At 73.2% G+C, this 18,859-nt stretch carries 18 protein-coding genes; 11 read left to right on the plus strand and 7 right to left on the minus strand.

Annotated elements, in window-relative coordinates; genetic code table 11:
• Window positions 1-116: 116 nt before the first annotated feature.
• The 5 genes from ABT354_RS32190 (at window position 117) to ABT354_RS32210 (ending at window position 5,531) form a co-directional block, all read left to right on the plus strand.
• Window positions 117-1,010 carry an SIS domain-containing protein gene (locus ABT354_RS32190; protein ID WP_351500355.1) on the plus strand — a complete coding sequence of 298 codons (894 nt, stop codon included), beginning with the start codon at window positions 117-119 and terminating at the stop codon, window positions 1,008-1,010.
• A 265-nt stretch (window positions 1,011-1,275) separates the two neighbouring features.
• Window positions 1,276-2,214 carry an ROK family protein gene (locus ABT354_RS32195; RefSeq protein ID WP_351500357.1) on the plus strand — a complete coding sequence of 313 codons (939 nt, stop codon included), beginning with the start codon at window positions 1,276-1,278 and terminating at the stop codon, window positions 2,212-2,214.
• Complete coding sequence (nagA, locus tag ABT354_RS32200) at window positions 2,214-3,389, plus strand: N-acetylglucosamine-6-phosphate deacetylase (protein ID WP_351500359.1); 1,176 nt, start codon at window positions 2,214-2,216, stop codon at window positions 3,387-3,389. Before ABT354_RS32195 ends, nagA begins: the two co-directional genes overlap by 1 nt.
• A gap of 176 nt (window positions 3,390-3,565) precedes the next feature.
• Window positions 3,566-4,492 (plus strand): 1-phosphofructokinase family hexose kinase, encoded by a 927-nt coding sequence (locus tag ABT354_RS32205; RefSeq protein ID WP_351500361.1) that lies wholly within the window; start codon window positions 3,566-3,568, stop codon window positions 4,490-4,492.
• A 172-nt stretch (window positions 4,493-4,664) separates the two neighbouring features.
• Window positions 4,665-5,531 (plus strand): class II fructose-bisphosphate aldolase, encoded by an 867-nt coding sequence (locus ABT354_RS32210; RefSeq protein ID WP_351500363.1) that lies wholly within the window; start codon window positions 4,665-4,667, stop codon window positions 5,529-5,531.
• A 103-nt stretch (window positions 5,532-5,634) separates the two neighbouring features.
• Here ABT354_RS32210 and ABT354_RS32215 read toward each other — a convergent pair whose 3' ends face one another.
• Together ABT354_RS32215 and cdgB are read right to left on the minus strand one after the other, a co-directional pair.
• On the minus strand, window positions 5,635-6,618 hold the full coding sequence (locus tag ABT354_RS32215) for a CBM35 domain-containing protein (RefSeq protein ID WP_351500365.1): 984 nt from the start codon (window positions 6,616-6,618) through the stop codon (window positions 5,635-5,637).
• 143 nt (window positions 6,619-6,761) lie between these two features.
• Window positions 6,762-8,393 (minus strand): diguanylate cyclase CdgB, encoded by a 1,632-nt coding sequence (gene cdgB, locus ABT354_RS32220; RefSeq protein WP_351500367.1) that lies wholly within the window; start codon window positions 8,391-8,393, stop codon window positions 6,762-6,764.
• A 302-nt stretch (window positions 8,394-8,695) separates the two neighbouring features.
• On the opposite strand from cdgB, the gene ABT354_RS32225 reads away from it, so the two are divergent.
• Window positions 8,696-9,268: a flavin reductase family protein gene (locus tag ABT354_RS32225; protein WP_351500369.1), complete on the plus strand. Its 573-nt coding sequence runs from the start codon at window positions 8,696-8,698 to the stop codon at window positions 9,266-9,268.
• Window positions 9,269-9,294: 26 nt separating this feature from the next.
• Here the strand turns inward: ABT354_RS32225 and arfB are convergent, their stop codons facing one another.
• Window positions 9,295-9,723 carry an alternative ribosome rescue aminoacyl-tRNA hydrolase ArfB gene (arfB, locus tag ABT354_RS32230; RefSeq protein ID WP_351500371.1) on the minus strand — a complete coding sequence of 143 codons (429 nt, stop codon included), beginning with the start codon at window positions 9,721-9,723 and terminating at the stop codon, window positions 9,295-9,297.
• A 227-nt stretch (window positions 9,724-9,950) separates the two neighbouring features.
• Between arfB and ABT354_RS32235 the strand changes: the two genes are divergently transcribed.
• The gene (locus ABT354_RS32235) at window positions 9,951-10,526 is read left to right on the plus strand and encodes a TerD family protein (RefSeq protein ID WP_351500373.1); all 576 of its coding nucleotides are present in this window, start codon (window positions 9,951-9,953) and stop codon (window positions 10,524-10,526) included.
• A 155-nt stretch (window positions 10,527-10,681) separates the two neighbouring features.
• Here ABT354_RS32235 and ABT354_RS32240 read toward each other — a convergent pair whose 3' ends face one another.
• The 3 genes from ABT354_RS32240 to ABT354_RS32250 form a co-directional block, all read right to left on the minus strand.
• Window positions 10,682-11,707 (minus strand): nuclear transport factor 2 family protein, encoded by a 1,026-nt coding sequence (locus ABT354_RS32240; RefSeq protein ID WP_351500375.1) that lies wholly within the window; start codon window positions 11,705-11,707, stop codon window positions 10,682-10,684.
• Window positions 11,708-11,853: 146 nt separating this feature from the next.
• On the minus strand, window positions 11,854-13,278 hold the full coding sequence (locus ABT354_RS32245; protein WP_502983539.1) for a M1 family metallopeptidase: 1,425 nt from the start codon (window positions 13,276-13,278) through the stop codon (window positions 11,854-11,856).
• 352 nt (window positions 13,279-13,630) lie between these two features.
• Window positions 13,631-14,188: a GlcG/HbpS family heme-binding protein gene (locus ABT354_RS32250; RefSeq protein ID WP_351500377.1), complete on the minus strand. Its 558-nt coding sequence runs from the start codon at window positions 14,186-14,188 to the stop codon at window positions 13,631-13,633.
• A gap of 280 nt (window positions 14,189-14,468) precedes the next feature.
• On the opposite strand from ABT354_RS32250, the gene ABT354_RS32255 reads away from it, so the two are divergent.
• The 3 genes from ABT354_RS32255 to ABT354_RS32265 all read left to right on the plus strand — a co-directional run bounded on the left by ABT354_RS32255 (window position 14,469) and on the right by ABT354_RS32265 (window position 17,088).
• A complete protein-coding gene (locus ABT354_RS32255; RefSeq protein WP_351500379.1) occupies window positions 14,469-15,833 on the plus strand; it encodes a sensor histidine kinase in 1,365 nt (454 codons plus the stop codon).
• Window positions 15,830-16,453, plus strand: coding sequence for a response regulator (locus tag ABT354_RS32260; protein ID WP_351500381.1), 624 nt, complete (start codon window positions 15,830-15,832; stop codon window positions 16,451-16,453). Before ABT354_RS32255 ends, ABT354_RS32260 begins: the two co-directional genes overlap by 4 nt.
• Before the next feature lie 152 nt (window positions 16,454-16,605).
• Window positions 16,606-17,088, plus strand: a complete 483-nt coding sequence (locus ABT354_RS32265; protein WP_351500383.1) for a RidA family protein — start codon at window positions 16,606-16,608, stop codon at window positions 17,086-17,088.
• Between the two features lie 10 nt (window positions 17,089-17,098).
• On the opposite strand, the gene ABT354_RS32270 is transcribed toward ABT354_RS32265, so the two are convergent.
• Window positions 17,099-17,815, minus strand: a complete 717-nt coding sequence (locus ABT354_RS32270) for a VOC family protein (RefSeq protein ID WP_351500385.1) — start codon at window positions 17,813-17,815, stop codon at window positions 17,099-17,101.
• Between the two features lie 260 nt (window positions 17,816-18,075).
• On the opposite strand from ABT354_RS32270, the gene ABT354_RS32275 reads away from it, so the two are divergent.
• A complete protein-coding gene (locus ABT354_RS32275; protein WP_351500387.1) occupies window positions 18,076-18,807 on the plus strand; it encodes a hypothetical protein in 732 nt (243 codons plus the stop codon).
• Window positions 18,808-18,859: the final 52 nt, after the last annotated feature.

The following is an 18,859-nucleotide window of genomic DNA, read 5'->3' on the forward strand; positions in this document are numbered from 1 at the left end:
ACAACACGCCCCGGGGGACCATTGCCCGGATGTGTCCGGGACTGCTAAGCACATCTCGGCACGAATGCGTCAGGTGCCTGTCCGAATACACGTGTACGCGCTAGGAGTCATGTCACATGTCCCGTACGGCAGAGGAAATAGCCACACAGCCCGAGTGCTGGCGGAGGGCGGCACGGGCGGCGGTGGATTTCGATGGTTTTCCCCGCCCGGGGGAGCGGGTGGCGGTGACCGGATGCGGGACGTCGTGGTTCATGGCCATCGCGTACGCGGCGCTGCGCGAGGCGGCGGGCCAGGGGGAGACGGACGCCTTCGCCTCCTCGGAGTTCCCGGTGGGGCGGGCGTACGACCGGGTGGTCGCGATCACCCGCTCCGGCACCACGACGGAGGTGCTGGAGCTGCTGGAGCGGCTGAAGGGCTCGGTGCCGACGACGGCCCTCACGGCGGACCCGAAGACCCCGGTGATGGCGGTGGCCGACACGGTCGCCGTACTGGACTGGGCGGACGAGGAGTCGGTGGTCCAGACCCGGTTCGCCACCACGGCGCTGGCCTTTCTGCGGGCGGGCCTCGGTGAGGTGCCGGGAGTGAAGCCGGTGGCGGAGGCGGCGGTGGACGCGGAGCTGGCGGTGACGGAGCCCCTGGCGGACCCGGTGGTCTCGGCGGAGCAGTGGACCTTCCTGGGCCGGGGCTGGACCTACGGGCTCGCGCTGGAGGCGGGGCTGAAGATGCGGGAGGCGGCGGGGGCCTGGACGGAGGCGTACCCGGCGATGGAGTACCGCCACGGGCCCATCGCGATCACCGGGCCGAACCGGGTGGCCTGGGTCTTCGGCGCGGTGCCGGAGGGGCTGGCGGCGGATGTGGCCGGGGTCGGGGGGCAGCTGGTCGCCGATCCGACCGGCGACCCGCTGGCGGATCTGATCCGCGCCCAGCGGCTGGCGGTCGCCCTCGCCGAGTCCCGTGGCTTCGACCCCGACCGCCCCAGGAACCTCAGCCGCAGCGTGATCCTCCCCTGACACAGGGTCCCCCGGCCCGGCACTCCGGTGCGCCCCCGGCGTTCCCGGGGTGTCGGGTTCGTACCGGACCACCCCTCCACCGGGCCCGGGCTCAGGCGCCAGGCCCCCGGCCCCGGGGTCCGAAATCGCCTGGCCGGCGGGCCTGACCTGGAGCGGGATCCCGGTGTGCGGCTTCCGTAAGGACCCCGTGGGGGTTTGTACGGTTCGGCAACAATCGGAGCTAGTGGACTAGACCTTTCGGGTGGTCTCGCGCCAGACTGTCCACGTGAGACACGTCATCGCCCTCGATGTGGGCGGCACCGGCATGAAGGCCGCCCTCATCGGGCCGGACGGAGCCCTACTCCATGAGGCCCGCCGCGCCACCGGGCGCGAGCGAGGGGCCGATGCCGTCGTGCGGTCCATCCTCGACTTCGCCGCCGACCTGCGCGCCTTCGGCCGGGACCACCTCGGGGAAAGCGCCCTCGCCGCAGGCGTCGCCATCCCCGGAATCGTCGACTCCGAGGAAGGCATCGCGGTCTACGCCTCCAACCTCGGCTGGCGTGACGTCCCCCTGCGCGCCCTGCTCAGCGAGCGCCTCGACGGCATCCCCGTCGCCCTCGGCCACGATGTCCGCACCGGCGGCCTCGCCGAGGGCCGGATCGGCGCCGGCCGCGAAGCCGACCGCTTCCTCTTCGTCCCGCTCGGCACCGGTATCGCCGGAGCCATCGGCATCGGCGGCGCCATCGAGGCCGGGGCCCATGGCTACGCCGGAGAGATCGGCCACTGCGTCATCCGCCCCGACGGCCCCCTCTGCGGCTGCGGCCAGCGCGGCTGTCTGGAGATGTTCGCCTCCGCCGCCGCCGTCTCCCGCGCCTGGGCCGAGGCCAGCGGCGACCCCGACGCCGACGCCGCCGACTGCGCCAAGGCCGTCGAGTCCGGCCACCCCGGCGCCATCGCCGTCTGGAACGACGCCGTGGACGCGCTGGCCGCCGGACTGGTCACCGCCCTCACCCTCCTGGACCCCCGCGCCTTGATCATCGGTGGCGGTCTCGCCGAGGCGGGGGAAACCTTGTTCACACCCCTCAGGGCCGCCGTCGCGGAGCGGGTCACGTTCCAGAAGGTGCCCGCCATCGTCCCGGCAGCCCTCGGGGACACCGCCGGATGCCTGGGCGCGGGACTGCTCGCCTGGGATCTGATCGCCACCGACTCGGAGGTAACCGCCTAATGGCCGCACGCGCCGCACTCGCCGACAGCGCCGCACGCGCCGACTGCACCGTCCTCACCGGAGCCCGGGTGGTACTGCCGACCGGGACCGTCGAGAACGGACGGCTGATCGTGGACGGTACGAAGATCGCCGGTGCGGCGCCCGAGCACGCGCCGACCCGAGATCTCTCCGGCCACTGGATCGTTCCCGGCTTCATCGACCTCCACAACCACGGCGGCGGCGGAGCCTCCTTCACCGGCGGCACCGCCGAGGATGTGCTGCGCGGGGTGCGCACCCACCGCGAGCACGGCACCACCACCCTGGTCGCCTCCCTGGTCACCGCCGAGACCGACTTCCTGGCCCAGCGCGCCGGCGCCCTCTCCGAACTGGTCGAACAGGGCGATCTCGCGGGCATCCACTTCGAGGGCCCCTTCATCAGCCCCTGCCGCAAGGGCGCCCACAGCGAGGAACTGCTCCGCCACCCCGACCCCGCCGAGGTCCGCAAGCTCCTCGACGCCGGGCGCGGCACCGCCCGGATGGTGACCCTCGCCACCGAACTGCCCGGCGGCATCGACTCCGTACGGCTCCTCGCCGAGCACGGGGTGATCGCCGCCATCGGCCACACCGACGCCAGCTATGAGCAGACCGTCGAGGCCATCGACGCGGGCGCCACCGTGGCCACCCACCTCTTCAACGCGATGCCCCCGCTCGGCCACCGCGCCCCCGGCCCCATCGCCGCCCTGCTGGAGGACGAGCGGGTCACCGTCGAGCTGATCAACGACGGCACCCACCTCCACCCCGCCGCCCTGGAACTCGCTTTCCACCGCGCGGGCGCCGCACGGGTCGCCTTCATCACCGACGCCATGGACGCGGCGGGCTTCGGCGACGGCCGCTACCAGCTCGGACCGCTCGCCGTCGATGTGGTCGACGGTGTCGCCCGGCTCGCCGAGGGCGGCTCCATCGCGGGCTCCACCCTCACCCTGGACACCGCCTTCCGCCGCGCGGCCACCATCGACAAGATCCCCGTCGGCGACATCGTCCAGGCCATCTCCGCCAACCCCGCCAGACTCCTCGGCATCGCCGACCGCGTCGGCTCGCTGGAGCCCGGCAAGGACGCCGACCTCGTCGTCCTGGACGAGGAGTTCCGGCTCAAGGGCGTCATGCGGCAGGGCTCCTGGGTGATCGAGCCCGCGTAACCTCCGCACCGGGACGCGTAACCCCCGTACCGGGGCGCGAACCCCCGCACCACGGACGCGTACACCCCGCGCACCACAAGGCGGTTGGCCCAGGGTCTGGGCCAACCGCCTTACTTTTGGCATGATCAGGACCGTACGCGCATGTGACGGCCCGGCAGGCCGGAAGGGGTGGCACCGTGATCCTGACGGTCACACTCAACACCGCCCTCGACATCACCTACACCGTCGACACCCTGGCCCCGCACACCAGCCACCGCGTCGGCGAGGTCGTCGAACGCCCCGGCGGCAAAGGGCTCAATGTCGCCCGGGTGCTCGCCGCCCTCGGCCACTCCACCGTGGTCACCGGCTTCGCGGGCGGACCGGTCGGCACCGTACTGCGCGGCCTCCTCGCCTCCGAGGGCCCCCACGACGCCCTGGTCCCCACCGCCGGGAACACCCGCCGCACCATCGCCGTCGTCGACACCGCCACCGGCGACACCACCCAGCTCAACGAGCCCGGGCCACTGATCTCCCCCGGGGAGTGGGCCGCCCTCCTCGGCCGCTACACCGCCCTGCTGCCCGAGGCCCGCGCCGTCGCCCTCTGCGGCAGCCTGCCGCCCGGTGTCCATGTCGGGGCGTACGCCGATCTCATCCGCCGGGCCCGCGCGGCCGGGGTCCCCGTCCTCCTCGACACCAGCGGCGAACCACTGCGCCGGGGCATCGCCGCCCGCCCCGACCTGGTCAAACCCAACGCCGATGAACTCGCCCGGCTCACCGGCGCCCGCGATCCGCTGCGCGCCACCCTCGACGCCCGCCGCCGGGGCGCCCACAGCGTGGTCGCCTCCCTCGGCGCCGACGGGCTGATCGCCGTCACCCCGGACGGCGTCTGGCGGGCCGCCCCGCCCGCCCCGGTCCGCGGCAATCCCACCGGAGCCGGTGACTCCGTCGTCGCCGCGCTGCTCGCCGGGCTGGTCGACGGCCTGCCCTGGCCCGAGCGGCTGGCCCGGGCGGTGGCCCTCTCCGCGGCGACCGTGCTCGCCCCCGCCGCCGGGGAGTTCGACCGGCCGGCCCATGACGAGCTGCTGCCCCTGGTCCGGGTCACCGAGCACGCCGCCGCGGCGTGACCCCGATCCGCCGGACCCGCCCCCACCACGGCGTGACCGCGACTCGCCGGACCCGCCCCCGCTCCCGGCCGCCCCGGGCACACCCCCGTACCGGCGGAGCGCGCGCGGCACCCCCGTACCCCCGGGCCGTACCACGGACCCGGTGCCGTCCGGAAAGTGAGAAGAACGCACCATGCCGCTCGTCAGCACCGCCGAACTCGTCTCCGCCGCCACCGACGGGAAGCGCGCCGTAGCCGCCTTCAACGTCATCACCCTGGAACACGCCGAGGCCATCGCCGCCGGCGCCGAGACGGCGGGCGCCCCCGCGATCCTCCAGATCTCCGAGAACGCGGTCCGCTTCCACGGCGGGTCCCTCACCGCCATAGCCGCCGCCACCGCCGCCGTCGCCCGCGCCTCCACCGCGCCCCTCGCCCTCCACCTCGACCATGTCGTCTCGGTGGAACTGCTGCACAGGGCCGCCGCCGAGGGCTTCGGCTCGGTGATGTTCGACGCCTCGAAACTGCCGTACGAGGAGAATGTCCGGGCCACCGCCGACGCGGTCCGCTGGGGCCGGGCCCACGGCATCTGGGTCGAGGCCGAACTCGGCCGGGTCGGCGGCAAGGAGGGCGAGCCCCCGCTCGACGCCCACACCCCCGGGGTGCGCACCGACCCCGCCGAGGCCGCCGCCTACGCCGAGGCGACGGGGGTGGACGCGCTCGCGGTGGCCGTCGGCTCCTCCCACGCCATGACCGAGCGGACCGCCCGGCTCGACCACACGCTGATCGCCCGGCTGCGCGAGGCCGTTCCGGTCCCCCTGGTGCTGCACGGCTCCTCCGGGGTGCCCGACACGGAGATCCGCGCGGCGGTGGCCGCCGGGATGGCGAAGATCAATGTGGGTACGGCGCTGAACACCGCGTTCACCGGTGCGGTACGGGAGTTCCTGGCCGAGGACGGCCGTACGGTCGACCCCCGGAAGTATCTGGCCCCGGCCCGTACCGCGATGGCCGCGACGGTGGCCGCCTTCCTCGGGGTGCTCAGCCCCGCGCCCCTGCCCTCCTGACCCCTCCTGAGTACTCGCGGGCCCGGATATGCCGGGGGCCGGCCCGGACAGAGGTCCGGCCGGCCCCATCGGCGGCTGTGGCTGTGGCTTCGGTTGGGCGGAACTAGCTCGTCCGCTTGCCCGCCTCCAGCCACACCTGGCTGAGCAGCACATCGCACTGATCACCCTGCTCGCAGGAGATCTTCAGATCGTTCTTGCCCTTCTGGAGCTTGGTGTAGGAGTAGGTGTACGTCCACCCCTTCTCCCACTCGTTCGCCCCGGCCCGCGCGAAGTTGTCCATCCGGATGCCGAAGGGGTTGGCGCCGTTGACCGTCAGGGTGGTCTTGGCGTCCTTGCCCGGCACGCTGTACGTGATGTGCAGGGTGTAGTCGCCCGCCTCGGGGACATCCACCGACCAGCTGGCCGCGGCGCCGACCCCGGTGAACTTCACATAGGCGCCGTCGCTGCCCTTGGACCCCTTGATGGTCTTCTCGGCGAGGGCCCCGCCGTCCAGCTTCAGCGAGCCCGCGTCCTCCTTGGGCAGCCCCGCGGTCTTCGTGGGCGGCGGCGGGGGAGCGGACAGCTTCTCCTCGGGCTCCTTCGGCTGGGAGATACCGGTGGAGCTGCGCGCCACCGGCTCCTTGTCGCTGTCGGTCGTGTCATCGCCCATATTGCTGATCACCGCGGCGGTGATGCCCGCGATCACCACCGCGACCACGGCGATGGCCGCGATCAGCAGCGCCCGGGTGTTGGGGCCCCGGCCCCGGCCGCCACCGGTCTGCTGCGGAGGCACGGGCCGGGTCGGCGGTCCCCCGGGATAGGTCTCGGGCGCGGCGTACTGCGGATGCGGCTGCCCATGCTGCTGCTGGGGCGCCTGCTGCTGGTGCGGCACATGGTGGCCGCCGCCATAGGTCCGCTCGCCGACCGCGCGGACATGGTTGTACGAGGTGCGCGGGACGCCGGGCTGCGGTGAGCCGGGGCCCGGGTAGCCGTAGCCGCGTCCACGGCCCGAGGGCGATGTGGCGCCCGCCGCGGTCCCGTCCTCGTAGAGATACCCGAACGGATCGTCGTCCTCGGGCGTGCTCGCGCCGTTGTTCCCGGCCGTCATCCCTGGTCCCTCCTCACCTTCGTCAGCCCTACGCCGACCTCGGCGAGCCTACCCGGTTCGGATTAACGCATCGGGGGGCGTTGACCGGCGCCGCATTCGATCGTCACAAGACCAGGACATGACAGCCAGGGGTACGGGACGGCTCAGCCCGCTCGCCGGTGGACCTTGGAACGGGACCGCTTCTCCATGTACATCCGCTGGTCGGCGGATTGCAGCACCTCTTCGACGGACATTCCGCAACTCGCCCAGCTGATACCGAAGCTGGCGCCGACCCGGACCGCGCGACCGTCCACCCGAATGGGGAGGACGATCGCGTTCCGCAGGCGTACGGCGAGATCGGAGGCGTCCGCCGTGCCGAGACCGTCGGCGAGGACGACGAACTCGTCACCGCCGAGCCGGGCCACGGTGTCGCCCTCCCGCACCCCGGTGGTCAGCCGGTGGGCGACCTCCACCAGGACGGCGTCCCCGGTCTGGTGCCCGAAACGGTCGTTGATCGACTTGAAGCCGTCGAGATCGCAGAAGAGGACCGCGAGACCCTTGGTGCCGTCGTCCACCTCGTCGTCGGGGGCGACCACATGGACATGATGGTCGTACGCGGTGCCCGCCGGGCCGAAGTCGAAGCCCTCGGCGCTGAACGGGGAGCCGGGCTCCTGGCCGTAACCGGTGTCCGCGCCGCCGTCCCGGCCGCCGGGGGCCCGGTCGCAGAGCCGCGCGCTCAGCCGGGCGCGCAGCTCGGCGCTGTTGGGCAGCCCGGTGAGGGCGTCGTGCGAGGCGCGGTGGGCGAGCGCCAGCTCATGGCGCTTGCGGTCCTCGATGTCCTCGACATGGGTGAGCAGGAAGCGGGGGCCGTCGGCGGCGTCGGCCACCACCGAATTGCGCAGCGAGACCCAGACATAGCTGTTGTCGCGCCGCCCGAGCCGCAGCTCGGCCCGGCCGCCCTCGGCGGAGGTGCGCAGCAGGGTGCCGATGTCCTCGGGGTGGACCAGGTCGGCGAAGGAGTAGCGGCGCATGGCGGAGGCGGGCCTGCCGAGCAGGCGGCAGAGGGCGTCATTGGCGCGGAGCAGCCGTCCGTGCTGGTCGCCGCCCATCTCGGCGATGGCCATGCCGCTGGGCGCGTACTCGAACGCCTGCCGGAACGACTCCTCGCTGGCGCGCAGGGCCTGCTGCTCCCTTTCCAGCCGGACGAGGGCGCGCTGCATGTTTGCTCGCAGTCGGGCGTTGCTGATCGCAATGGCCGCCTGGGAGGCGTACATCTGGAGCGCTTCCTGGCCCCAGGGGCCCGGTCGGCGGCCGTTCCGGGGGCGGTCGACGGAGATGACGCCGAGGAGTTCGCGTCCGCCGCCGGAGGTGAACATCGGGGCGTAGAGGCGGTCGGCGGGGTGCCACTCGTCCTCGAAGCGGGGTTCGGGGCCCTCGGTGTGCCACTGGGGGACGTCGTCCTCGATGAGCACCCAGCCCTCGGTGTGCGGGATGAACCGCAGCTCGCCCCAGCTCTCGCCCATGGTCAGCCGGCGGTCCCAGGCGTCCCGGGGGCCGACCCGGCCGGTCATCAGGGCCTCGGCGGCGGCGCTCCCGGCGAAGGCGGCGACGACGAGGTCGCCGTCGGGGCGGACGAGGTTGACGCACGCCAGCTCATAGCCGAGGCCGGAGACGACGCCATCGGCGACGGTCTGGAGGGTGTCCGCGAGGCTGCGGGCGGTGTTGAGATCCGCGACCACCTTGTGCAGCTGTCGCAGGGTCGCAAGACGGACGTAGGGCTCCGACTCGGTCTCCATGCTCGCTCTCCCCGAGACCTCGACAGCAGACTCCAGTGGTTCTTCGGCGTTCTTCTCGTGCGGTATCCCGGCCACTGAATCACAGCGAGCTGTCCACCCGGTACACAGGGTCAACAAATAAGCCCCTCTGTGACTCAAGTCACATGATCTGATCAAATCGCCCGGGGATGGCGCCCTCGGTCCGGGTGTGATCCGGTGGTGTATTCAAACGCAAATCGGGGCGCTTCAGGGCGATGGTCCTAGGACCTTTCTGGTCCCCTGGGCCGATGTGGGGGCCGCGGGGGCCCGGATAGCGTTCCTCTGTGTATCAGACGACCAGTGCCTCGCCGGACTCCGGCTCACCGTCCGCGTCCGCGGTCCCCCATCCTGAGGGGGTGAGCAACGAGGAGTTCCGTGCCGCCCTCTCCCGGCTGGCGGCGGGGGTGGTCCTGGTGACCGCGCACGACCCCGACGCCGGTCCGCGCGGCGAGAGCGTGGGCATGACCGCGACCGCGTTCGTCTCGGTCTCCCTGGATCCGCCGCTGGTCCTGGTGAGCCTGCGGGAGGGCTCCCGGATGGACGATCTGCTGGCGGAGCGGCCGTACTGGGGTGTCTCCCTGCTGGCGGAGAGCCAGCGGCACATCGCGGGCCGGTTCGCGATGAAGGGGCGGATCAGCGACCGTCTCCTCTTCGAGGACATCCCGCACACCCCGGGTCCGCGTACCGGCGTCCCGCTGGTCGGCGGGGCCCTCGCGACCCTGGAGTGTCGTACCGAACAGCGCGTACCGGCCGGGGATCATGTCCTGGTCATCGGCCGGGTGCTCGCCGCCGGGCTGCCGAGTGGCGACGGCGACCCCCTGACCTACTTCCGGGGGCGCTACCGCCGCCTGGACTGACGGGTCCGCCGCCCCGGCTCGGGGCGTCAGCCCCAGCCGCGTCCCTGGCGCCCCTTCTTCGTCTCCGAGCGCTGCTTCTTCTCCCGGAGCCGGCGCTCGTTCAGACCGCGCGGGATCCGGGTGGCGCGGCGCGGTTTGGGCGGCGGGGCGGTGGCCTCGGCGAGGAGGGCGGCGAGACGGACCGCCGCCGTCTCGCGGTTGCGCCACTGGGAGCGGTGCTCCGAGGCGCGGACCACGACGCACCCGCCGACGAGCCGGCCCGCCAGCCGTTCGAGGGCACGCGCCTTCCACACCTCGGGCAGGGCCTCGGTGCGGGCGAGGTCGAAGCGCAGCTCGACCTGGGAATCGCTGGTGTTCACATGCTGGCCGCCGGGTCCCGAGGAGCGGGAGAAGCGCCAGACCAGCTCGGCCTCGGGCAGACAGACCGAGCCGCGGACGACATAGGGACCGGACATGGCCCCATGGTCCCGTGTCCGAGATGTTCATGTCATCTCGATATCCATGATTTCCCCGCCCGTGCGTTCTCCCGGTCCAGAGCCGGGTCCGCATCCGGGCTCGCATCCGGCCCGGACCCGGAGAACACACGGGAACCCGGAGGCCCCATTCGCGCGTTATGACGGGTACGGCGGCCCCGGGCACACCGGTACGGGCCGTACAGACGAACAGCGAAGGGGACTTCCCAATGGCAGTAAGCCTGACCAAGGGCGGCAATGTCTCACTCACCAAGGAGGCACCGGGCCTGACCGCCGTCACCGTCGGACTCGGCTGGGACGTCCGCACCACCACCGGCACCGACTTCGACCTCGACGCCTCCGCCATCGCGGTGAACGCGGCGGGGAAGGTCGTCTCCGACGGCCACTTCGTCTTCTTCAACAACCGCTCCACCCCGGACCAGACCATCGTCCACACCGGCGACAACCGCACCGGTGAGGGCGGTGGCGACGACGAGCAGATCAATGTCGGCCTCGCCGCCCTGCCCGCCGATGTCGACAAGATCGTCTTCCCGGTCTCCATCTACGACGCGGTCGCCCGCTCGCAGAACTTCGGCCAGGTGCGGAATGCCTACATCCGTATCGTCAACCAGGCCGGCGGCGCCGAGATCGCCCGTTACGACCTGAGCGAGGACGCCGCCGTCGAGACCGCGATGGTCTTCGGTGAGCTGTACCGCAATGGCGCGGAGTGGAAGTTCCGCGCCGTCGGCCAGGGGTACGCCGCCGGTCTCGCGGGCATCGCGCAGGACTTCGGCGTCAACATCTGACCGTCTGTCCGTACGGACCGGTACGGACCTGTGCGGATCCGTACGGTCCGTACCGGCGCGGGTCCGGATCTCCCCCGTGGGATCCGGGGCCCGCACCGGCGGCTGTCCGGTGGGCCGGTGGACCGGCGGACCGGTGGGCCGGTAGGCCCGGGTGCTCAGCCGGTCGTCCGGGGGAAGAGCAGCAGCCGCAGATCCCGGATGTCCTTCTCGGTCGCCACCAGATCCAGCGTCTCGAAGGCGAGATGCCACGACGTCCCGCCGTCCCGCTCCCGGGTGAAACGCTCGGAGATGCCATAGGTCACCTCGCGCCGCTCGGGGCCCACGACGGCGTGTCCCACCCACTCCCGGTAGGTGACCGCGCCCCGGCGCACCGTGTGACCGGGCTCCAGCCGCAGGGAGTGGACCTCGCTGAACAGCCGGTCCAGATAGGACCGGGCCGCCGCCCGCCCGGTGAGCGGGGCGTCCAGGCCCGGCCCGGTGAGGCGGACCGGGCCGTCCACACCGGCGATCAGCGCCGCCGTGTCCCGGGTGTTCCACGCCTGCTTCCGGTCCGTGGTGCGCGGCACCGACGGGGGCGTCGGGGTGAGCCCGGCGAAGAGGTTCCGCAGCTCCGGGGCGAGCGGGCGGAACAGCTCGGTCTGGTCCCAGAAGCGGCGCCCCTGCTCCACCCGCTCACCGTCGAGGACCAGCCGGTGGGTGGTGATGTAGTCGAAGCAGACCCCGGTCCGCGCCAGTTTCCCGGTGTTGCGCGCGGTGACGAAGGCGACCTTCCCGTCCCGGGACGCCACCACCGACAGCGGGTCGAAGGTGTAGTTCGGGACCTCCTTCAGCAGGCTCTCCATCTGGGCCCTGATCGCCTCATGGCCGATCGGCTCGGGCAGCCCCGTGTCCATCAGCGTCCCCGTCGGGGTGAACAGCTCCATGTACCCGGGGACGGAGGCCGCCGCGCCCCAGGCCTCGTACGCCCGCATGAAGGCCGCGACATTCGGCGGCAGCGGTCGGCCGTCCGCCGCCCGTACCTGGGTCGGCCCGGTGACGGCGGCGGGGGCGGTGGCACAGGGCGTACCCGGGGAGACGGCGCTGTCGGCCGGGGCGGCGAAGGCCACGGCGGGGCCCAGCGGCAGCACGGCGGCGACGGCGACGGCGAGGACGAGCGGGGCGAACGGGCGGCGGCGGGGCATGGCGGGACTCTCCGATCCGGAGGCGGGGCGAGGGAGTTCGTCGTGGCCGGAGGCGGTGCGTCCGGCCGTGATCGAATTCTGTCCCGGGGCGGTGCGCGGGGGCGATTACCTCCGGGGTCATGGGCCCCGCTCGCCCCGGCCGCCGCTCACCCCGCCGTCGCCGGCCGGTCCCTCCCGTACAGCCACACCCGCCACACCGTCGCCAGCCGTGCCACGGCCGGGCGGCCCCCCGACCGCCGGGCCTCCCGTTCCGCGTACCCCGTGAAGTCGTCCGTGGAGGCGTTCCGGTAGCGGTGCTCCGCCACCCAGCCGCGCAGCATCCGGAAGAAGACCGGGTCCCCGACCACCCTCCGCACCTGGTGCAGGACCATCGCACCGCGCCCGTACACCGGGGCGGCGGTCAGCTCCGCCGGGGACGGCGGATCGGCGGGCGGAAAGGCCCAGTTGTCCCGCTCGGCGAAGGCCCGGTCGAAGCTGCGGCGCACCGGCACGCCCTCGTACTCCTCCCGCCAGAGCCACTCCGCGTAGGTGGCGAAGCCCTCGTTGAGCCAGATGTCCCGCCAGCGCGCCGGGGTCACCGCGTTCCCGAACCACTGGTGGGCGATCTCATGCGCCAGCACCCCGGGGGTGAACGAGCGCGCCGGGAGGACCGGACGGGTCTGGGTCTCCAGGGCGTAGCCGACCAGGTCGTCCGGCACCACGATCGCTCCGGCGGCGGAGAAGGGGTACGGGCCGAAGCGCCGCTGGGCCCACGCCAGGAACTCCGGGACGCGCGCCGCGAGCCGCCGGACCCGGGGGCTGTCGGCGGCGCGGGCGACGGCGGTGACCACGGGTGGCCCGGAGCGGCTCCGTGAGGAGGTCACCCGGTACGGGCCGATCGCCAGCGTCGCGAGATAGGTCGCCATGGGCTCCGCCGACCGCCAGACGGAGGTGGTGCGTCCGCCCGTGGTGGTCTCACGCGCGAGAACCCCGTTGGAGAGGGCCCGCACCCCGCGCGGCACGGTGATCGCCAGATCGTAGGTGGCCTTGTCCGAGGGGTGGTGGTTCCCGGGGAACCAGGCCGTCGACCCGGCCGGCTCCCCGACCGCGAGCGCCCCCGCCGCGCCGTCGGTGAGCCACCCCTCCTCGGACCCGTCGGCGTCGATGACGGTCCGGGGCACCCCGGAGTAGCGGACGGCGGTACGGAAGAGGGCGCCCTCGGCGAGATCCTCGGGCGGCCGTACGGTCACCTCGTCCCCGGCCCGGTTGACGGCGGCCCGCGCGCCGTCGACGGTGACCCAGTCGACGGTCAGCCCGCGCAGATCCAGGGTGAACGCGCTCAGCTCCCGGGTGGCCCGGGCCAGAATCTCCGCGCGCCCCGAGAGCCGCCGCGCGGCCGGGTCGTACGCGAGGTTCAGCCGGTAGTGGCGTACGTCGTACCCCCCGTTCCCGAGCCTCGGAAACAGCCGGTCCCCGACCCCCGCACCCCCGGGCCGCCCCCGCACCCCACCGCCCCCGACACACCCCACCAGGAGCACCCCGACGACGCCGTACACAAACACGCGCCTGCGGTCTACGAGGGCCGATGCCACGGCCTGATCGTATGCGGTGGGCCCGCGCCCGCCTGTGAACCAAGCGCCCGTGCTTGAGGCGCGGGGGCCTCGAAATCCAGCTCCGCCCGTGCTTGAGGCGCGGGGGCCTCGAAATCCAGCTCCGCCCGTGCTTGAGGCGCGGGGGCCTCGAAATCCAGCTCCGCCCGTGCTTGAGGTGCGAGGGCCTCAAAAACCAGCCCCTCCGGCGATTGAGGAGCGGGGTTCGGGGCTGGCCCCGACGTGTACCCGAGCCGACTCGGGCCTCGGGTCCGTCCTCAATCGCCGGACGGGCTGAAAGATGGCACCCTGGCCCCGACGTGTGCCCGAGGTGTCTCGGGCCCGAGGGCTGGGCTCAACGAGCCAGCGCAGCGATCCCCGCCTTGGCGAACTCCTCGTCCTGCGCCCCGCTCGGCGCCCCCGCGACCCCGATACCCGCGATCGGCGCCCCCTTCACCTGCACCGGCGCCCCACCCGCCAGGAACAGCGTCCCCGGGATGTCCTTCAGGTTCGGCGTCGACGCCAGTCGCTTGACCAGCTCCGAGGTCGGCGCGTTCCAGGACACCGCCGTGAACGCCTTCTTCTCGGCGGACTCGTACGACTGCGGGCCCGCGCCATCGCCGCGCAGGGTCACCAGGGTGTTGCCGTTGCGGTCGACGACCGCGACCGTCACCCGCTGACCCGCCTTCTCCGCCGCGTCCAGCGTCGCCTGCGCGGCCCGCGAGGCCGCGTCGACCGTCAGGTGGGTGGTCTGCTGGAGGTGCCGGTTGGAGGTGTCGGCCTTCACCGCCGCGCGGGACTCGGCCGCCGGGGCCGAGGCATTGGCGTTGACCGCGCCGAAGGTCCCCGCGCTGAGCGCGACGGCGGCGACGGTACCGGTCAGGACACGGGCCCGGGTCGACATCTTCTTCATGATCGTTCACTCCTGGCTGGGATCGAGGATCGGGGATCCGGAATCCGGCGGGGCGTCGCCGGCCTTCTGCTTCGATCCTCCGCCCGTCCCCGCCCCCGTACCGTCGGCGTACCGGCTCCCCCGCGCAGGCATGATGGTGGAAGGCCGGGTCGGCCGATCGGTTGATGCGGACCCCACCCCGCCGGGTGAGGATCGAAGGACGCCCCCGCGCCCCCGGCCCCCCTCGTGACCAGGGCACGGCCAGTGCACGGCCCCGTACGACCTCCAGGAGAGCAGAGCGATGTCCCACCCCTCTCGGCCCCCCGCCGCAGACCCGGGCGCGGACGCGGACACGGACCTCCCGGAGCCCGCCGACGTCCGGGCCCGGGCCACCCGGGGCGCCGACCGCGACGACCGTCTCCTCGACACCGTCATGAACACCGCGTTCATCGCCCTGCTCGCGGGCGCCCTGCTCCGTTATCTGATCAAGCACCCCGAGAGCCCCGGCGTCCCCTGGGTCATCGGACTGAGCGCCGCCCTCGCCGTCCTCCAGCTCGCCGGGGGCCGCTTCACCGCCCGCCTCGGCCGCCCCGGCGGCGAACGCCTCCGCTTCGGTCTGGTCGTCGGCTGCTGGGTGGTGATCGTGGTCATCGCCCCCAGCTTCGCCTGGTGCGCCGTCCCCCTCATCTACACCGGGCTGCGCTCGCTCCCCACCCGCGCCGCCGTCGCCCTGGTCGCCGCCCTCTGTGTCCTCGTCGTCAGCGCCGAGTGGCGGCTGCGCCAGGGCATCGACCCCAATCTCTTCCTGCTGCCCGCCGTCGTCGCGGCCCTCGCCACCTCCGTCTTCCTCCATATGCGCCGCCAGGCCGACCGGCTCTCCGCCGTGATCGACGATCTGCTCCGCACCCGGCGGGAGCTGGCCGCCACCGAACGCCGCGAGGGCACGCTCGCGGAGCGCCAGCGGCTCTCCATGGAGATCCACGACACCCTGGCCCAGGGCCTGTCCAGCCAGCAGATGCTGCTCCAGGCCGCCGAACGCCTCTGGGACGGTGATCCGGAACGGGCCAGGGGCCATGTCCGTACCGCCGAGTCCATCGCCGAACGCAGCCTCGCCGAGGCCCGCCGCTTCGTCCATGATCTGGCCCCCGCCGAGCTGGCCGAGGGCGGTGGGCTCGCCCGCGCGCTGCGGACGCTCGCCGCCCGGGAGACCACCGAGACGCTACGGGTCCGTTTCCATCTGGAGGGGACGGAGGTCCCGCTGCCCGACCGGGTCCAGTCGGCGCTGCTGAGGATCGCCCAGGGGGCGCTGGCCAACGTACGGGAGCACGCGGGCGCGCGGAACGCCGCGCTGACCCTGAGCCATCTGGACGATCAGGTGGTCCTCGACATCGCCGACGACGGCCAGGGCCTCGCCCCCCACGCCCCTCACGACCCCCTCGTCCCGGAGGCTCCCGTACCGGCGGCCCCCCGGGGCGTACGCGGCCATGGCCTCGCCGCGATGCGCGCCCGGCTGCGCCAGCTCGGCGGCACCCTCACCCTGGAGTCCGCACCCGGCGAGGGCACCGTCGTCTCCGCCGCCGTCCCCCTGACCCGTACCCCTGCGGCTCCCCTTGCTCCCGCAGCCCCCCGTACCGCCGATCGACACCCCCCGGAGGACCACCGATGACCGCCGTACGGATCCTGCTCTGCGACGACCACGCCGTCGTCCGCGCCGGGCTGCTCGCCCTGCTCGGCAGCGAACCCGATATCGAGGTCGTGGGCGAGGCGGGCAGCGGCGAGGAGGCCGTGGCGATGGCGGCCAAGCTCCGGCCCGCCGTGGTCCTGATGGACCTCCAGCTCGGCGACGGCATCGACGGTGTCGAGGCGACCCGCCAGATCGCCTCCCCCGATGTCCATGTGCTGGTGCTGACCACGTATGACACCGACGCCGACATCACCCGGGCCATCGAGGCGGGCGCGACCGGCTATCTGCTGAAGGCCGAGCGCCCGGAGGAGCTGTTCGCCGCGATCCGGGCGGCGGCCCAGGGGCGTACGACCCTCTCCGCACCGGTCGCCGGCCGGGTCATGGACCGGATGCGGGGCGCGGGCCGCCCCACCCTGACCGACCGGGAACGGGACATCCTGGGCCAGCTGGCCCAGGGCCTCGGCAACAGGGAGATCGCCCGCGCCCTCTTCATCAGCGAGGCCACCGTCAAGACCCATCTCGGGCGGATCTACGCCAAACTGGGCGTGGACACCCGTGCGGGCGCCGTCTCCGTCGCCAAGGAACAGCGCCTGCTGCTCTGACGCGTCTGCTGCTCCGACGCGTCCGGTGGCCGTCCCGCTCCGGTGGCCGCCCCGCCCCGGTGGCCATCCTCCACCACGGGCGGCGTCGCCCCACCCGGCCGTACCGGAAAAACCCGGTGCGGCCCGGCCCGTCCGGCGGCGAGACTCGGGCCATGACCACCGCAAACACCACCAATCCCGCCAACCCTGCCGACCCCACCAGCCCCACCGACCCCGCCGACGCCGGGAACGCCCGGATCAGCCTGATCAACCCCCAGGGGCTCCACGCCACCCCCGGCTACCACCACATCACCGTCGTGGAGGCGGGCCGTACCGCCTATCTCGCCGGTCAGTGCCCCCTCGACCCGTCCGGTGACGTCGTCGGACCGGGCGATGCCGCAGCCCAGACCGACCAGGTGGTGGCCAACGCCCTCGTCGCGCTCACCGCCGTCGGCGCCCGCCCCGAGGATGTGATCCGTTCGGTGATCTACGTGGTCAGCACGGACGCCGAGGTGCTGTCCGGCGTCTGGGACCGGCTCAACGCCTCCCCCCTCGCCGGGGCGTTCACCAGCGCGAGCACCCTGCTCGGAGTGGCCCAGCTCGGTTTCCCGGGCCAGGTGGTCGAGGTCGATCTGACCGCCGCACTGCGCGACTGATCACCTTTGATCACCTTCCCGGACCGGCCCCGGGACCGCCCCCGGGCCGGGGTCGGCTCCGGGCCACCGTGAAGGCCGTCCCGTCCGGCGCGCGCAGGACCGCCGCCGGTTCCGGTTCCGGTGCCGTCCCCGCCTCCGGGTCCGTCCCCATGCCGATGATCAGCCGCCACCCCGGGTCCTCTCCCGGCCCGGCGGCCACAAAGCGGTCGCGCGGCAGGGACGGCACGCCCAGCACCTCGCCGTAGAAGCGGTGCGCCCCCTCGGGATCCCCGGAGGTGTGACAGGCGCGTACCGGAGTGCCGGGTGTGCCCGGTGGGAAGGCCCAGCCACCGAACTCCCGTGCCTGCCACAGGGACACGGCCGCTCCCCAGGGGTCGATCAGGGTCGCCATCCGGCCCTGGTCGGCCGCGTCGAAGGGCGGGACCACCAGCCGCGCCCCCGCCCCGGTGGCCGCCTCCGCACGGCGGTCGGTGTCATCGGTGGCGAGGTAGTAGGCGATATGCGGCGGGGTGCCCGGCGGATACACCGGGTTCGAGAGATCGCTGACCCCGCCGATCGCATACCCCCCTGTGGATATCTTCGTCGCCCGCCGCCAGTCCTCCTCGTCCACGGCGAACCGCCAGCCCAGCTCCGTCCCGAAGAACCCGGCCACGCCCTCCGGATCCCGGGTCTTCAGGTCCAGCCAGCAGAAGCCGTCCACCGTACGGGTGCCCTCTGTCCGTGCCACGGTCTCCCTCGTCTCCCTTGCCCTGGGTGCGCGTACCCCACTCTGTTAACCGTGTGAACGGTGATGAGGCAAAGCCTTTTCGGGATGTACGAGGGTCTGAGACGGGGGCGTGCGGCGGGCGTACGGGTCCCTCGGGCGCGGAGCCGCGACTTTCGTTGACGGTCCGTCGCGACCTCGGTCGGACGCGGTAGACCGCCCCGTTCGGCGAGAGTGGTACCCGAACGGGGCGGTCCCCGGACGGGACGACGAAGGAGCGGGGCATGGGCAGGGCAGCAGAAGCGGTGGAAACGGCCGTACGGGAGATCGTGGACATGGGGTGCGAAGACGCTCCCGAGGGCTACGGTCTGGCCCCGGCGCTGTGGCCGACCCGCGACACGCTCCTCGGCCGGTCGGCGCGGCACGACGATCCGCTCTGGCTGCGGTTGGTCGGCGGGACGGCGCGGGACGGCAACCCCGCGAGCGTCCCCGGGATCTGGGTCACCTGGGAGAGCCGGGAACAGGCCCGGGCGCTCGACCGGCAGGAGCGCACCGAGCACATCCTGCTCGCACTCCTCGCGACCTACGAGGTCGGCCGCCTCCATCCGGAGGTCGCGGGGGTGGGCGGGGTCGACCCGGCCGCCCGTTTCGACGGCGGCACCCGCCTCGCGCGGCAGGGCATCGACCATGCGACGGTGCTCCGCGCCCTGGCGGACCGGCCGGATCTCGGCCCGGACGACAAGGAGGCCGAGCACTACCTCTATGTGGCCGAGGACGAGGAGAGCACGGGTGCGCTGCTGGACGCGCTGCTGAGGGGGGAGACCCGGGCCCGGCGGCTGCTGGAGTCGCTGGGGCACCGGGGGGACGCCCGGGACAAGGAGGAGAAGGAGGACGACGACGATCTCGATGCGGGCGATGTGGTGGAGGGAACCGGAACACTGGTGGAGACCCTCTTGCAGGGCGGCGCTCACACGGCCAGGCGGGTCCTCAGATTTCTGGGTGACGCGATCTCCTGAGCGCCCCGGCCGACCGCTCGGCCCGTGACCACGGCCCATGACCAGGCCCATG

It is taken from the genome of Streptomyces sp. NPDC000594, from assembly GCF_040299965.1.
In the GTDB taxonomy this organism is placed as follows: domain Bacteria; phylum Actinomycetota; class Actinomycetes; order Streptomycetales; family Streptomycetaceae; genus Streptomyces.

What these genes read in the sequence shown, in the direction of transcription:
- ABT354_RS32190 (WP_351500355.1), top strand. Translation starts at nt 117, where the DNA reads ATGTCCCGTACGGCAGAGGAAATAGCCACACAGCCCGAGTGCTGGCGG.
- nagA (WP_351500359.1), top strand. Translation starts at nt 2,214, where the DNA reads ATGGCCGCACGCGCCGCACTCGCCGACAGCGCCGCACGCGCCGACTGC.
- ABT354_RS32210 (WP_351500363.1), top strand. Translation starts at nt 4,665, where the DNA reads ATGCCGCTCGTCAGCACCGCCGAACTCGTCTCCGCCGCCACCGACGGG.
- ABT354_RS32215 (WP_351500365.1), bottom strand. Translation starts at nt 6,618, where the DNA reads ATGACGGCCGGGAACAACGGCGCGAGCACGCCCGAGGACGACGATCCG.
- cdgB (WP_351500367.1), bottom strand. Translation starts at nt 8,393, where the DNA reads ATGGAGACCGAGTCGGAGCCCTACGTCCGTCTTGCGACCCTGCGACAG.
- arfB (WP_351500371.1), bottom strand. Translation starts at nt 9,723, where the DNA reads ATGTCCGGTCCCTATGTCGTCCGCGGCTCGGTCTGTCTGCCCGAGGCC.
- ABT354_RS32235 (WP_351500373.1), top strand. Translation starts at nt 9,951, where the DNA reads ATGGCAGTAAGCCTGACCAAGGGCGGCAATGTCTCACTCACCAAGGAG.
- ABT354_RS32240 (WP_351500375.1), bottom strand. Translation starts at nt 11,707, where the DNA reads ATGCCCCGCCGCCGCCCGTTCGCCCCGCTCGTCCTCGCCGTCGCCGTC.
- ABT354_RS32250 (WP_351500377.1), bottom strand. Translation starts at nt 14,188, where the DNA reads ATGAAGAAGATGTCGACCCGGGCCCGTGTCCTGACCGGTACCGTCGCC.
- ABT354_RS32255 (WP_351500379.1), top strand. Translation starts at nt 14,469, where the DNA reads ATGTCCCACCCCTCTCGGCCCCCCGCCGCAGACCCGGGCGCGGACGCG.
- ABT354_RS32260 (WP_351500381.1), top strand. Translation starts at nt 15,830, where the DNA reads ATGACCGCCGTACGGATCCTGCTCTGCGACGACCACGCCGTCGTCCGC.
- ABT354_RS32265 (WP_351500383.1), top strand. Translation starts at nt 16,606, where the DNA reads ATGACCACCGCAAACACCACCAATCCCGCCAACCCTGCCGACCCCACC.
- ABT354_RS32275 (WP_351500387.1), top strand. Translation starts at nt 18,076, where the DNA reads ATGGGCAGGGCAGCAGAAGCGGTGGAAACGGCCGTACGGGAGATCGTG.